Source organism: Fibrella aestuarina BUZ 2 (assembly GCF_000331105.1).
In the GTDB taxonomy this organism is placed as follows: domain Bacteria; phylum Bacteroidota; class Bacteroidia; order Cytophagales; family Spirosomataceae; genus Fibrella; species Fibrella aestuarina.
The window spans coordinates 5,223,880-5,237,090 of sequence record NC_020054.1; the positions used below are offsets into that span (position 1 = coordinate 5,223,880).

13 protein-coding genes are annotated in these 13,211 nt (G+C 60.1%); 8 read left to right on the forward strand and 5 right to left on the reverse strand.

The window, feature by feature from the left end; translation table 11 throughout:
* Positions 1–41: 41 nt before the first annotated feature.
* A complete protein-coding gene (locus tag FAES_RS21735) occupies positions 42–563 on the reverse strand; it encodes a DUF2231 domain-containing protein (protein ID WP_015333337.1) in 522 nt (173 codons plus the stop codon).
* A 142-nt stretch (positions 564–705) separates the two neighbouring features.
* Between FAES_RS21735 and FAES_RS29260 the strand changes: the two genes are divergently transcribed.
* The 6 genes from FAES_RS29260 to creD all read left to right on the forward strand — a co-directional run bounded on the left by FAES_RS29260 (position 706) and on the right by creD (position 6,874).
* Entirely contained in the window at positions 706–1,206 is a 501-nt protein-coding gene (locus FAES_RS29260) for a DUF2306 domain-containing protein (protein WP_015333338.1), read from the forward strand.
* Between the two features lie 211 nt (positions 1,207–1,417).
* On the forward strand, positions 1,418–3,277 hold the full coding sequence (locus FAES_RS21745) for a M6 family metalloprotease domain-containing protein (RefSeq protein WP_015333339.1): 1,860 nt from the start codon (positions 1,418–1,420) through the stop codon (positions 3,275–3,277).
* A gap of 68 nt (positions 3,278–3,345) precedes the next feature.
* A complete protein-coding gene (locus FAES_RS21750; RefSeq protein WP_015333340.1) occupies positions 3,346–4,140 on the forward strand; it encodes a hypothetical protein in 795 nt (264 codons plus the stop codon).
* Positions 4,137–5,093, forward strand: coding sequence for an ATP-grasp domain-containing protein (locus tag FAES_RS29265; protein ID WP_015333341.1), 957 nt, complete (start codon positions 4,137–4,139; stop codon positions 5,091–5,093). Before FAES_RS21750 ends, FAES_RS29265 begins: the two co-directional genes overlap by 4 nt.
* A gap of 14 nt (positions 5,094–5,107) precedes the next feature.
* Positions 5,108–5,401 carry a hypothetical protein gene (locus tag FAES_RS21760; protein WP_015333342.1) on the forward strand — a complete coding sequence of 98 codons (294 nt, stop codon included), beginning with the start codon at positions 5,108–5,110 and terminating at the stop codon, positions 5,399–5,401.
* A gap of 90 nt (positions 5,402–5,491) precedes the next feature.
* Complete coding sequence (creD, locus tag FAES_RS21765; RefSeq protein WP_015333343.1) at positions 5,492–6,874, forward strand: cell envelope integrity protein CreD; 1,383 nt, start codon at positions 5,492–5,494, stop codon at positions 6,872–6,874.
* Positions 6,875–6,922: 48 nt separating this feature from the next.
* Here creD and FAES_RS21770 read toward each other — a convergent pair whose 3' ends face one another.
* From FAES_RS21770 to FAES_RS21780, 3 genes are all read right to left on the reverse strand, one after another.
* Positions 6,923–8,305, reverse strand: a complete 1,383-nt coding sequence (locus tag FAES_RS21770; RefSeq protein WP_015333344.1) for a glycoside hydrolase family 140 protein — start codon at positions 8,303–8,305, stop codon at positions 6,923–6,925.
* Between the two features lie 62 nt (positions 8,306–8,367).
* Positions 8,368–8,874: a GNAT family N-acetyltransferase gene (locus tag FAES_RS21775; protein ID WP_015333345.1), complete on the reverse strand. Its 507-nt coding sequence runs from the start codon at positions 8,872–8,874 to the stop codon at positions 8,368–8,370.
* A 13-nt stretch (positions 8,875–8,887) separates the two neighbouring features.
* The gene (locus tag FAES_RS21780) at positions 8,888–9,217 is read right to left on the reverse strand and encodes a low molecular weight protein tyrosine phosphatase family protein (protein ID WP_041258281.1); all 330 of its coding nucleotides are present in this window, start codon (positions 9,215–9,217) and stop codon (positions 8,888–8,890) included.
* A 138-nt stretch (positions 9,218–9,355) separates the two neighbouring features.
* On the opposite strand from FAES_RS21780, the gene FAES_RS21785 reads away from it, so the two are divergent.
* Positions 9,356–10,378, forward strand: a complete 1,023-nt coding sequence (locus tag FAES_RS21785) for a hypothetical protein (protein ID WP_015333347.1) — start codon at positions 9,356–9,358, stop codon at positions 10,376–10,378.
* A 79-nt stretch (positions 10,379–10,457) separates the two neighbouring features.
* On the opposite strand, the gene FAES_RS21790 is transcribed toward FAES_RS21785, so the two are convergent.
* On the reverse strand, positions 10,458–10,823 hold the full coding sequence (locus FAES_RS21790) for a GxxExxY protein (protein ID WP_015333348.1): 366 nt from the start codon (positions 10,821–10,823) through the stop codon (positions 10,458–10,460).
* A gap of 126 nt (positions 10,824–10,949) precedes the next feature.
* On the opposite strand from FAES_RS21790, the gene FAES_RS21795 reads away from it, so the two are divergent.
* On the forward strand, positions 10,950–13,199 hold the full coding sequence (locus FAES_RS21795; RefSeq protein ID WP_015333349.1) for a S9 family peptidase: 2,250 nt from the start codon (positions 10,950–10,952) through the stop codon (positions 13,197–13,199).
* Positions 13,200–13,211: the final 12 nt, after the last annotated feature.

Here is a 13,211-nt window from a genome sequence, read left to right on the forward strand (position 1 = left end):
GGGAAAGTGGGGAGTTGCCCAGCACTCGCCGCAGCCTATACTCACCACTTCCGCACGGAGCCCACCACCGATTGCGTGTCTGACGCTGGCCGACCCGACAACGAGTTCGGGGCGTTCAGGTTGGCGTGTTCATCGACGCCCACGCCCAACCGGTCGACCAGCTCGCCGCCCAGCCAGCCCGTCAGGCCCGCTAGCAGAAAGCCCGCCCCCGACACCAGCAGCGCCAGCGTATCGGGAACGTACCCGGGCTCGTTGCGCCGTAGCAGCCAGCTCAGGGCAAACAACAGCAGCACCCCCACGTTGCCCAGCCCGTGCACCAGCCCGACCCGACGGGCGCGGGTACCGGCGGGAATGGCAAACCAGTCGATCCAGCCGGGGACGGCCGCCACGATACCACCCAGCAGCCCCCCGACGATCGCCCAGAACGACACAATCGTAAACTCCCGCGTATCGCTGACCAGATACGCCCCATCAAATAACACCGAAGCCGCCAGTAAGCCCAGCGGAAACACAATCAGAATGGGGTGGAGCGGATGCCCCAACGCTTTAGCCCGACTTTCCATGACCGTTTACAGCAATTGATTACCCCTCCGCAACGCCCGGCTTTGGCATTTGTTAGCGGCCACAGCCTAAAAATCTACTAAAAAACTATACTAATGAGCCACCGGTGTCAACAATTGATTGGGACTGCGCGATGTATGGAGTATGAGGTCCTGGTTTATCGCACTGTCGCCGGTTAGCTGGCTACACATTGGGTTTGCGCTGCTGGCCCTGCTGACGGGTAGCTACATCCTGTGGGCGCCAAAAGGCACCACCCGGCACCGGCAGGTCGGCTACCTGTATGTGGGCAGCATGCTGGTGGTCCTGACAACCGCATTCGGCATTTATCACCTGTTTGGCCACTTTGGCATCGTGCACTGGGGGGCGGTGGCCTGCTGGCTCGCGCTGAGCGGGGGGATGGCCGCCGTCTGGCTACGAACGTACCTGCGCGACTGGCTACGCTGGCATTACTTCGGCCTGAGTGCCTCGGTGGCGGGCCTCTACACGACGTTTATCGTCGAAGCCACCTACCGGCTGTTTCCGGCCGCGTATTTCTGGTGGACGACCATGGGCACCGCCACGCTGGTGCTGACGCTGGCCGGGGGACTGATCTACCTCAACCGGGCGGTGCAGCCCGCCGCTTCCGACAGCGGTACCGGTCGCTAAAGACGCGCGCCGACGCCTAAAAACAACGACCACTTACTACGTTGATTACCAGTTAACTAAATCAGGTAGTTGCACGTACTACCGCTTAATCAGGGGGGTACTTATGCGCTCGTGAAGGCGTAGTTCAGCGGTTTTCCGGTGGCTGGCGTTTGGCTAGGTTTGCCCTTGACCAACAGGCATCCCGCCTGTTCATAACCATCCCTATAATACCATGAAAGGCGTACAGAAAACCAGTACATCGGGCCAGCCAATTTTGCCGGCTGCGGCCCAGACCGACCCAACCTGCCTGCCCGTTCCGCCCTCGCCCGAGTTGCGGGATAAACTCGTCAAGGAACTGGAGAAACTGCGTAAGCGCGAAACACCGCTGGCCGCACACCTGAATTTTCAGGAGCAAAACGTCGTTGGGCGCGATGATGGCCTCATCTACCCCGGCACCCTGTATCCGCTGGGAACAACGGCTTCCATTGCCCAGAATGGCGCTGCCGAACGCGCCCCGCTCCAGGGCACCGTCCGGGTGGCGATTGTGCTGGTCAATTTCAGCGACAGGGCCATCACGCAGCCCGCCAGCCACTACAACCAGTTGTTTTTCTCGCTGGGTGCGATGCCAACGGGCAGCGTGCGGGAGTACTACCGCGAGGTATCAAACAACCGGGTCGATATCCAGGGCGAAATCGTGGGGCCGGTTACGCTCTCGCACCCGATGGCCTACTACGCCAACGGCCAGTCGGGACGCGGCAACGCCCTACCTAATTCGCGCACGATGGCGCAGGAAGCCGCCCAACTCGCCAACCCGCTCCTCAATTTTGGCAATTATGACAACGACGGCGACGGCTACATCGATGCGTTCATCGTCATTCACGCGGGCACGGGCGCCGAGCAGAGCGGCTCGGCCTCCGACATCTGGTCGGTGAAGTGGGTGCTGCCCAGTCCTTTCGCCGCCGATGGCAAAACCATCTATGCGTTCCTGACAGTGCCCGAAAACTGCCGGACCGGCGTGTGTGCGCACGAACTGGGGCACCTGCTGTTTGGCTTCCCCGATCTGTACGACGGCGTGGGCATGGGCGAAGGCATTGGCAACTGGTGCCTGATGGGCGGCGGTAGCTGGAACGGCGCTACCCCCGGCGACCGACCGGCGCACCCCTCGGCCTGGTGCAAGCTCCAGCAGGGCTGGGTGACGGTGGTGAACCAGACGGCCAACGCCAACGTGAGCCTGCCCGACGTAAAGAGCAGTTTCAAAGTGCACCGGCTCTGGAAAGATGGCGCGGCAGGCTCGGAATACTTCCTGGTCGAGAACCGGCAGAAGACGGGTTTCGACGACCACCTGCCTAACAGCGGCCTGCTGGTGTGGCACATCGACGACGCCGTGGGCAGCAATACCAACGAAGCCCATTACAAAGTAGCGCTGATGCAGGCCGACGGGCTGCGCGATCTGGAACAGAGCCACAACCGGGGCGACGCGGGCGACCCTTTCCCAGGCAGCAGCAACAAACGCACCTTCAGCGCGTCGAGCACGCCCAATTCCAATTCCTACGCGGGGGCAGCTACCTGCGTGACGATCAGCAACATTGGCGACCCGGCCGCCACTATGACGGCCCGCTTCCAGGTACGTTGTAAAGTGATCAAGGAATTCAAGGAGATCAAAGAGGTTCGTAAAGACGTCATCAAAGACAAGGAGATTCACAAAGACCTCATCAAGGACAAGGAGATTCGTAAGGAATTCATCAAAGAGAAAGACTTCCTCAAAGATGTTCAGCCCGACAAGCGCATCAAGGAGAAAGACAAGGATAAGGACATCTTCGAGAAACCGGGCGATGGCAAGCTCGCCGACGGTCGCCCCGGCGAACTGGGCGGTGGCGGACTCGGCGCAGATGCGGGCGGGACTGATCCGATGGCCCGCCTGACGGCGATTGAAGGGCGGCTCAATGCGCTGGAGCCCTTTATCAGTCAGTCGCTCCGGCCCGATCTGGTGGCGGGTGCTTACCGGCAGGAAGCCGACCAGGGGGGTGAGGCGCACGAACTCGACGCCGAGAGCAAGCGGAGTTTCGACACCAAAGTACCCGATACTATGTAACTGGCGGGCGCAGTCCGTTGGTGGGCTAACCCCTCACCAACGGATCGCCGCCTGAACCTGCCGAAACCATGAAAACACTCCTGATCCTGGGGCATCTGCACGACGCCACCCTGCCCGCGCTGGCCCGCCTGCTGCGCGAGCGGGGAGCGGTGCGGGTCGAGTGCCTGACCGACGCCGATCTGATTGCCGCCCCCGACTGGCGGGTACAGCTTACCAACGACACCACCGACTGGCAGCTAACCCTGGCCGATGGGCGCCATTTTTCGGCCCAGACTACCGACGCCCTCTACAACCGGCTGGGGTATCTGACGCCATTGCCCTTTGCCAGCGCTACCGACACCGCCTACGCCCAGGCCGAATGGCACGCGCTGCTGGCCGGCTGGCTGCAAAACCTGGGCCCGACCCGGCGGCTGGGTACGTTGTTCCCGACCACCCTGGCCGTTGGCACCGCCAATCCGCTGCTGCGCGTACGTCAACTGGCGCTGGCGGGGCTGCCCGTCGCCGATCTGTGGGTAACGGCAACGCCACCCAAACAGGGGTTTACAGCCCCGGCCGCCTCCACAGCCGGCCAGTGGCGGCAGGAGACCCTCAATCACCAGTACAACTCCGTACTGGCCACGCGCCAAACCCTCACGGGCGCATTGGCCCGCGTGTTCCGCACGGGTATCCGCCAGCTACAGGCTCAGCTCGACTGCGAACTGCTTCAGGTTCATTTCTGCCAGAGCGTTAGCGGCCACTGGAAAGCCACCAACTACCAGACGCTGGTGCAGCCCGGTTCGGAAGCTGAACTCGCCGCCCTGGCCACGTACCTGATCGAACGTACCCACGCCCCCGCCACTCACCTCACTCCTGCCCTGCCATGATCCTGATTGCTGGTATTGCCTCCGAAGAACCCACCGCCCAGGTGATTGAGAGCGCCGACGCACTGGGCATCGACTACCTGGTCTTCAATCAGCGCGACGCGGGCCACTACGACCTGCGTACGTCGCTGACGGCCAACGGCCTGCGGGCCGAGTTGTGCATCGGCGGTCAATGGATCGACCTGACCACGCTCGATGGCCTGTATGCCCGCCTGATGCCCCCCGAAACGTTTCCCGACGTGCAGGTGAAAGGCATGGCGCTACGCCTGCCACCGGCGCTGCACCAACGGCGGCAGTTCATCAATACCCTGTTTGCCCAACTGGTCGATCTGCTGCCGATTCGGGTCATCAACCGCCACGAGGCGATGGAATCAAACTTCTCGAAGCCCTATCAACTGGCGGCGATCCGCGCCGTTGGCCTGGGTATCCCGGCTACGCTGCTGACCAACCAGGCCGGGGCCGTGGCCGACTTTGACACCGAACGAGGCCCACTTATTTTCAAATCCATCAGTTCGACGCGCTCGATCGTGAAGGTGCTGACCGATGAATACCGCGATCGGCTCCCGAACCTGACGGCGCTGCCTACGCAGTTTCAGGAACAGTTACGGGGTCACAACATCCGCGTACACGTGGTGAGCGACGCTCTGTTTGCCGCCGCGATCGACAGCACCGACGTGGATTATCGCTACGCCAGTTCGGGCGGTGGCCACACCACCATGCAGCCCGTTCTGCTGCCTGCGGCCATCGAAACGGCCTGCTTTGCCCTATCTAAACGCTTGATGCTGCCGTTATGCGGGATCGATCTGTTCAAAACTGAGCGGGATGCGTACTATTGTTTCGAGGTCAACCCATCGCCGGGGTACACCTATTTTCAGCACGAAGCCGGGTTACCGATTTCCGACGCCATTGCCCGTTACCTGGCGACGGGCTCGGCCGTTCGTCAGCCCGTTCAGTAACCCGTTATCAGCCTATGCAGATCATCGAAAATCGGACGCAGGTTCGGGGCGTGGTGCAGCACGTTTCTGCCCAAAGCGACGTAGCCCAGTTTGGGACCCTTCACCTGCTCGTGCAGCAATTGGCCGCCGTTGCCAACGTCGCCGACCTGCTTTCCTCCCGCGAGCCCATCAGCCTCGCGGTGCTGGTGCCCCTCGCTGAACTAACCAACGCCGATCTGACCGAGGGCCAGACGGTTGAGGTCGAGGTACGCCTCGCCACGCCTGACCGCCTTTTTGCCTACGCAGGTACGCTCCATCGCCTTCGTTAAGGTGGGGCAAACTTTTTTTCGCACAGTCATTGACTATTCCGTTTTTTGCTCATTTACTTTGCAAAACAAAGTACTTTCAATAAAACCATCATGAACCCTCTTTCTTCGCCTCAGCCCTCGTTATTCGACCGGCTCAATCAGTGGTTACGCACGTCTACGCTCATCAAGCTGGCGACGATTGGCATCCTTATTCTGGTATTGCTTATCCCAACCACCATGCTGCAAACCCTGATTTCGGAGCGGGAAAGCACCCGAAACACGGCCGTTGCGGAAGTGAGCGGGAAATGGGGCGGCGTCCAGACCATCAGCGGGCCGATTCTGTCGGTGCCGTATACGGTGGTGGAGAAGGACGAAAAAGGAAAAGAATCGCGCTACACGGCCTACGCGCACGTTTTGCCCGACGACCTGCGTATTACCGGTACGTTGCAGCCCGAACAGCGCAACCGGGGCCTGTTTCAGGTGATGCTCTACAACACCCGCCTGCTCCTGCGGGGTACGTTGCCCCGCCCCGACATGGAGCGGCTCGGCATCGACCCGGCCGCCGTTCAGTGGAACCGGGCTTTTGTGTCGGTGGGCATCAGCGATATGAAAGGCATTAAAGACGAGGTACAACTGCGCGTGAGCAGCGGGGGCGGCGCGTTGCAACCCCTGACGGTCGAGCCGGGCGTACCTACCGACGACGTGCTGGCCTCGGGCATCAACGCCCGCGTGCCGCTGGGCGACTCGCTGCGATTCGACTGCGAACTGAACCTGAACGGCAGTACGGATCTGTATTTCATGCCGTTTGGCAAGCAAACGACCGTATCACTGACTTCGCCCTGGGCCACACCGAGTTTTGTGGGGGCGTCGCTGCCCGATCAGCGCACGGTGAGCGCGTCGGGTTTTGGGGCGCAGTGGAAGGTGCTGCAATACAACCGTAACTACCCGCAGCAGGGCCTCGGTGCCTTTCTGACGCACCGCTCGCCATCAGAGGAAGGCGTGACGGTATCGGCGGCGGTGGGTACCGAATTTGGGGTTCGGCTGCTGACGCCCGTCGACGAATACCAGAAAACGATGCGCTCGGCCAAGTACGCCGTTATGTTCATCCTGATCACGTTTACGGCCTTTTTCTTCGTGGAAGTGCTCGACAAGCGGCGCATCCACCCCATCCAATACCTGCTGGTCGGGTTTGCCATCTGCCTGTTTTACCTCTTGCTGCTGGCCATCTCCGAGCATATGTCGTTCAATCTGGCTTACTTCATCAGCGCGGCGACGGTGCTGGCCATGATCACGTTCTACGTACGCTATGTCTTTGAAAATACCCGGCTCACGGCGCTGTTCAGCGGCATACTGGCCTTGCTCTACGGCTTCTACTTTTCGCTGCTGCAACTGGAAGACTATTCCCTGCTGCTTGGCACGCTCGGCCTCGCGCTGATCCTCGGTACGATCATGTACCTGACCCGCCGCATCAACTGGTACCAGGCCTACGCGTAGACAGTTTACGGTAGACAGTGTGCGCTATAGCTACCTATAGACTGTTCATTACCTACTGTCCACTGTCAGCACCCAATCCTGGCCGTAACCACTGGTGGGCGGCGAAAACCGTTGCTCACCCGTGTTTGGGTACGTACCGATGGGCGTCGACTGGCCTGTGCGGGGGTCAAACCAGGCGGCGGTAATCTGTTTGCCCTCGGTTTTGCCCAGCAGCAGCGTAAAGGGTCGGCCCGCCGACGAGTAGACAAAGGCGTAGGTGCGTCCCCGCGTGGCCTGAATGCGCTCGGCGGGCGGGTAGTTGTTTTCCCGAATCAGCGACTGATCGGGTATCCGTTCGAGTAGTGGGCGGCTGGTGAGCAGTTGCCGCACAAAGCGCATCTGGCGGGCAGCGGGCAGGTCAAGGGCTTCTTTCCAACTTAGGTGCGGCCCGTTGACCGGCGTGCGACCGGGCGCAAACAGTTGCCAAACATCGTGGCACCCGTAGGTCTGGCCGTGCGCCCCGGCAAACAAGGCTAGATACACCGACTTGCGCACGTCGAGCGCATTGGACGTACCCAGCGCCTTCGCATTGAAGCAAACAGGATGGTCTTCGTAGATCGGCTCGGCGTCCATTGTGGGTTTGGTGGGCTGCCGGTTGTAGCTGGTTGTGAGGTAGTCGTAAACGGGGGTATCGCGGCAGTGGCCCGTCTGGTGCATGTTAAAATCAAACCAGGCGTCGGCCTGAAACCAGCGCCCCGCGCCGCCATCGGTCACCGAATTAGGTTGGGGGTGGAACGTCATCAGGGCTTTATCAGCCCCACCCACACCCTGCTGAATACCGTCGGCCATCGCCCGCCACACCGCCACGTCGGGCGACCCCTCGCGGGGGGTACGGTCGCCGCCCAGCACCCAGATGATGTTGTCGCGGGTTTTATAACGGTCACCGATCCAGCGGCCATAGGTATGGGCATTGTCGACGTTGAAAATCTCCGGCCCTTCGCCCCACTTGTCTTTAAAGAGCTTATCGCCCCAGGTAGGTAGCAGCGCCACCGCGATACCCAGCGACCGCGCCTTGTCGATAATCCAGTCGACGTGCTCAAAATAGGCAGGATTGGGCGTAGTGGGGTCGTTGTTGAGCAGCGGTTTCTGGCCGTAGGGGTTGGGGTCGTTGAGGCCATTGAGTTCGGCTAGCGCCACCGCCTGCACGACCGTAAAGCCCTGTTCGGCCCGGCGGCGCAGGTAGTAGTCGGCTTCGTCGCGGTTGAGGCGGTGAAACAGTTCCCAGGCGGTATCGCCCAGGTAGAAGAAGGGTCGACCATCGGCGTGAACCAGGTACCGTTGGTTGGCCGATACCCGCAAGGGACCGCCTGTCCAGGGAGTGGGTGTCAGTTGGGCCTGCGTGGGCGATGCATACAGCCAACCAAGCGTCAGCAGTAGAAACAGTCGTTTCATATCGGAAGGATTTAGCCATAAAGGGCAAATCCCTGCCCCCTTTACTACCGAGGTGACGACGGCTATTTCCCCAGCCGTTCCCACCAGCGGACGCGCTCGTCCTGCTCGAACGGCCGAAACCCGTTGTTGAGCAACACCGTTTGCGAAGCGGTATTGTCCAAGGCCGTTTCGGCCACCACCCGGTGGGTATTGGGCTGGCTCAGCGCCCAGGCCGTCATGGCTCCTACGATTTCGGTCATGTAGCCCCGCCGCTGAAAGGCCGGGTACGTGCCATAGCCAATTTCGACGGTCTGTTCTTCATCGGGCATACCTTTAAACTTCGCGTCGGCCACAAACTGGTTCAGGGTAGTGTCGAGCGCAATCCAGAGGGTGTCGTAGATCGACTGGCGACCCGGATTTTGCAGAAAGGGAATCGTAAAATGCCGCAGGATGCTCAACAACGGCTCGGTCACTTCCCGATGGCCCGGCCGAACGCCCATCGCTTCTTCGAGCCGGGTACCGCCCGCAATGTGCAGCCGCACCTGCTCCAGCGACAGCGGTAGCAACATGAGCCGGGGTGTTTCAATCATAGTCGGCGGTTGGTTAGTCGCCCGCAAGATAAGCGGCTACGCGATTGGTCAGTATGTCGACGAGTTCATCATCCATGTAGCCATACTCATCGGGAATGAGCAGCGTCACGATCGGCTTACCGGTGACCAGATCGGCGTAATGAGCCAGTATCCAGTCGCGGTGTTTGCGTTCCATTACAAACACAATATCGGCCCAGCCGAGCAGGCCGGGCGTTAGTTTGGTGCGAGCACCGGGCGCGGTCCCTGCCGAACGTACCTGATAGCCAGGCTCCGACTCAAAAATGCGTTCGGCGGTCAGGCTGCGTTGCCGATTTCGGCTACAGACAAACAATAGCTTTTCCAAAAAGTGATTCAACGAGGGCGTTCTGTCAACGCTCGCTCAATTTATACTGGCTGGGCTTCACCGTATCAGGATTAGCCCGATAATCGTAGTTCGAAACGGTTCGGAGCTCACCCTCCTAGCCTGTAACCCCCTCACTCGATGCCGATCATTTCCCGCAAGAAACAGGTGTATCCGATCCGGCAACCGCTGCGGCATTACCTGACGCACTACAACCGCGAGCACGACCTGCCCATCCAATACGCCGATCTGCTTCGGTTCGACAATTCGGTGACGCTGTTCGACAACCGCAACCGCGACACGCTCTGGGAGACGGTCTACTACCCCGCTACGGAATCGAACGATATGTTGCAGGCGCTCAAGCAGATTTACGCCATCCTGAAAGCCGACGGCGACATGTCGGTAACGGGGCATCTGGCCATCGACCGGGTCGATCTGTGTATGTATGGCAACACCGCGCCGTTTCGGGTCCGTATCCGCAACCAGGTCAACGATAATTTCGATTATTTCTACCTCAAAAAGGCCGATGCCTCGCGCATTTATGGCCTCGAACTAGAGCACATTCTGTCGCCCAACCGCATCAGCTACCTCACGAGCGGGCAAACGCTGATTGAAGAGCACATTGCGGGCATTCCGGGGGATATGTTTTTCGAGCAGCGCATCAACGAGGACGATCTCAACCCGGTGCGGTTGTGCAAGGAGTTTGTCAAGTTCAACGAGCGCTGTTTCATCCGGCTGCTGGGCGACATGCATTCGAGCAATTTCGTGGTCGACCTCACGCCCGACTTCGACGAGGTCTATTACCGCATCCGCGCCATCGACTTCGATCAGCAGTCGTACGAGGGGCGCAAGTCAGTCTATATGCCGCAGTATTACCGGCAAAATCAGCCTATTATCGACCTGGGCACGAAGACGCTGACGCCCGAAAGCGTTCGGCAATACCAGATTGAAGAACGGTCGCTGATGGCGGGTCGGCTACGGGTGGAACAAACCCGGATTGGCGATCTGATGGCGGCCATGCGTCACGACGAGATTGCGCCACCGTCGCATGTTCGGCAGCTCGCTGAGTCGCTCAACCGCCATTACCAGACCACCCGCTTTAGCCCCGCCCGCACCATGGGCGACCTCGTCTGGCAAAGCCTCGAAATCTTGGCCATGCATTAAAGATGGAAACGCAGATGACGTGGATCATAGGGATGATCGCGGACTGTCGTAATTCCAATGGATGGGATACAGTGGCTTATCAGTTACGGTAGATCTTGCGTTTGATTTCGGATTTCCGGCCAAAATTGAGTAGTAGCCCAACTTCGATCGTCGTCGCTTTCAGGTAATTCAGCAATTGATATTCGTGTTCTGGCCTAATCTGGTCCACGGCTTTCAGCTCAACAATAACTAACTCGTCCACGATGAGATCAGCAAAGTAATTACCGACTTCTACGCCTTGGTAATACACTTTAACTGGTTGTTGCGTCAGACATTGAAGGCCCCTGCTTTGCAATTCAAGGCACAACGCGTTTTCATAAACACGCTCCAAAAAGCCGTAGCCAAGCTCATTGTATACAGTGTAGAAGGCACTAATGATCTGATTGGTTAAGTCGTCGTGTAGCATCGGTTTTGGTGAGATAGGTGTAATAGAGCTTTAGAATCCGGGCAAATCTGAGGAAACAGACTTCATCAGCGAAAATCCTTTAAATCCGGTTCATCCGCGTTCCAATCTATTCCCCAACTTGCGGCCATGCAACATCGATACGTACTCACCTATGTCTTCCTGGTTTGGGCTGCCCTGGCAACGGCCCAAACACCCCCTACCTCGTCAACGGCCCGATCGGGGAAAATTCTTGTTACCGATCTCACCCGAATCAAACAGCTTGGCGAGATCCGGCTGTCACCCAACGGCACGCAGGCGCTCTACACCCTAACCAGCATCGAAGCCGCCGACCAGCCGTTTGAGTTCGACTACCGCACCCACGTTTACCTCACCAGCACCACGCCCGGCAGCGCCCCCAAAGCCCTGACGCGGGGCACCGAAAGCGCCCGGCAACCCGTATGGTCGCCCGATGGGCAATCGGTCGTGTTTTCGCGGACCGTGAAGGGCAAACCCCAACTGTTTGTGATGCCCCTCGGGGGGGGCGAGGCCTACCAGCTCACCAGCCTCCCCTACGGCGCCAGCAACCCGCAGGTGTCGCCTGATGGCAAACGCATCCTGTTTTCGAGTACGGCTTCGTTTACCGAACTGCAAACCGACACGCTGCTGAACCCGACGCGGCAGGCACCGAAGTGGTCGCTCGAAAAACCGGGACTCGCCGGGTACGTACCCAATCCTAAAGAGACTGTTAAGCCCAACCCCGACGGCTCGCTGACGGAGGTGTGGGCGTACCTGGCCAAAGATGTCGACGACAAAAAGGCGAAGGTGATTAACCGGCTCAATTTTCAGGGTGAGTCCACTACCGAGCCGATGATGAGTTTCCAGCATCTGTACGTGGTCGATTTCCGCACCGATGGCCCTATGCCGACGCCCAAAGCCATCACGCGCGGCTTCGCGTCGTATCAGGCGGCGGTCTGGCACCCCAACGGGCAGGTGATTCTGGCCGTTACCGACCGCGACCCGGCCCAGCACCCCGACCGCGAAGTGGACAATGCCATCGTGGCCATTGCCGCCGATGGGTCAGGCACGGTGACGCCGGTGGTGAGCGAAGCGGGGAAATCGTTTGCCAATCCTACCCCCTCGCCTGATGGCAAACGGCTGGCGTACCTCGGCGGCAACTCGCGCGGCGTAGATTTTGCGCCCCTGATGGTAGCCGACCTGACTGGCACCACGATCAGCAACGCCAAAGAAATCGTCTTCGACCGGGCGGCGGGCAACCTGCGCTGGGCCAACGTACCTGCCCCCACAACCGGCAAACGGAAATCGGCTGGCGCAGCGGGTTATACGACGTTGTACTTCACGGCCCCATCCGACGGCGGTTTCCCCATCTACCGACTCAATCAGCAGGGCGTTACTGAGCGACTCAGCCCCTTCGAGTTGGGCCTCACCAGCTTCGATGTAGCCAATGGCCGGATGGTCTACAGCCAGACGAGCATCGACGACCCGGCCGCCCTCTACACCGCCACGCCCGACTTCACGACCCCGGCCCTGCTCAACGCGCCCAATGCCGACTGGCTCGCGGGCAAAACACTGAGCCGACCCGAGAAGCACGTCTACACCAACTCGAAAGGACAGGCGGTCGACTACTGGATCATGAAACCGGCCAACTACGTCGCGGGCCGAACGTACCCGCTGATCCTGAATATGCACGGCGGCCCAACGGCCATGTGGGGACCGGGCGAGCAATCAATGTGGCATGAGTTTCAGTACCTGTGCGCGCAGGGCTACGGCATCGTCTACGCCAATCCCCGCGGGTCAGGTGGCTACGGGCAGGCATTTCAGCGGGCCAACTACCGCGACTGGGGCACCGGCCCCACCGAAGATGTGCTGGCCGCTGCCACCGCCGCCGCCCGCGAAGCCTGGGTCGACACGTCGCGGCAGGTGATTACGGGGGGCTCGTACGCGGGTTACCTCACGGCCTGGATCGTGGCGCACGACAACCGGTTCAAGGCGGCGTTCGCGCAACGGGGCGTCTACGACTTGACGACCTTTATGGGCGAAGGCAACGCCTGGGCGCTGGTGCCCAACTACTTCGGCCTACCGTGGGAGCCGGGCGCGCAGGCCGTGCTCGACGCCAATTCGCCGTACTCGTTCGTGCAGAACATCAAAACGCCGCTGCTGATCAAACATGGCGAAAACGACCTGCGCACAGGCGTTATCCAGTCGGAGATGCTGTACAAAAGCCTGAAAATCCTGAACCGCCCCGTCGAATACGTCCGCATGCCGGGGGCTACGCACGAACTGAGCCGCACGGGCAACGTCCGCCAGCGCATCGACCGGCTGCTGCGCATCTACGAATTCTTCGAACGCTTCGTCGGCGATACGGGCAAAGCGAAATAGTAGATTACGGGG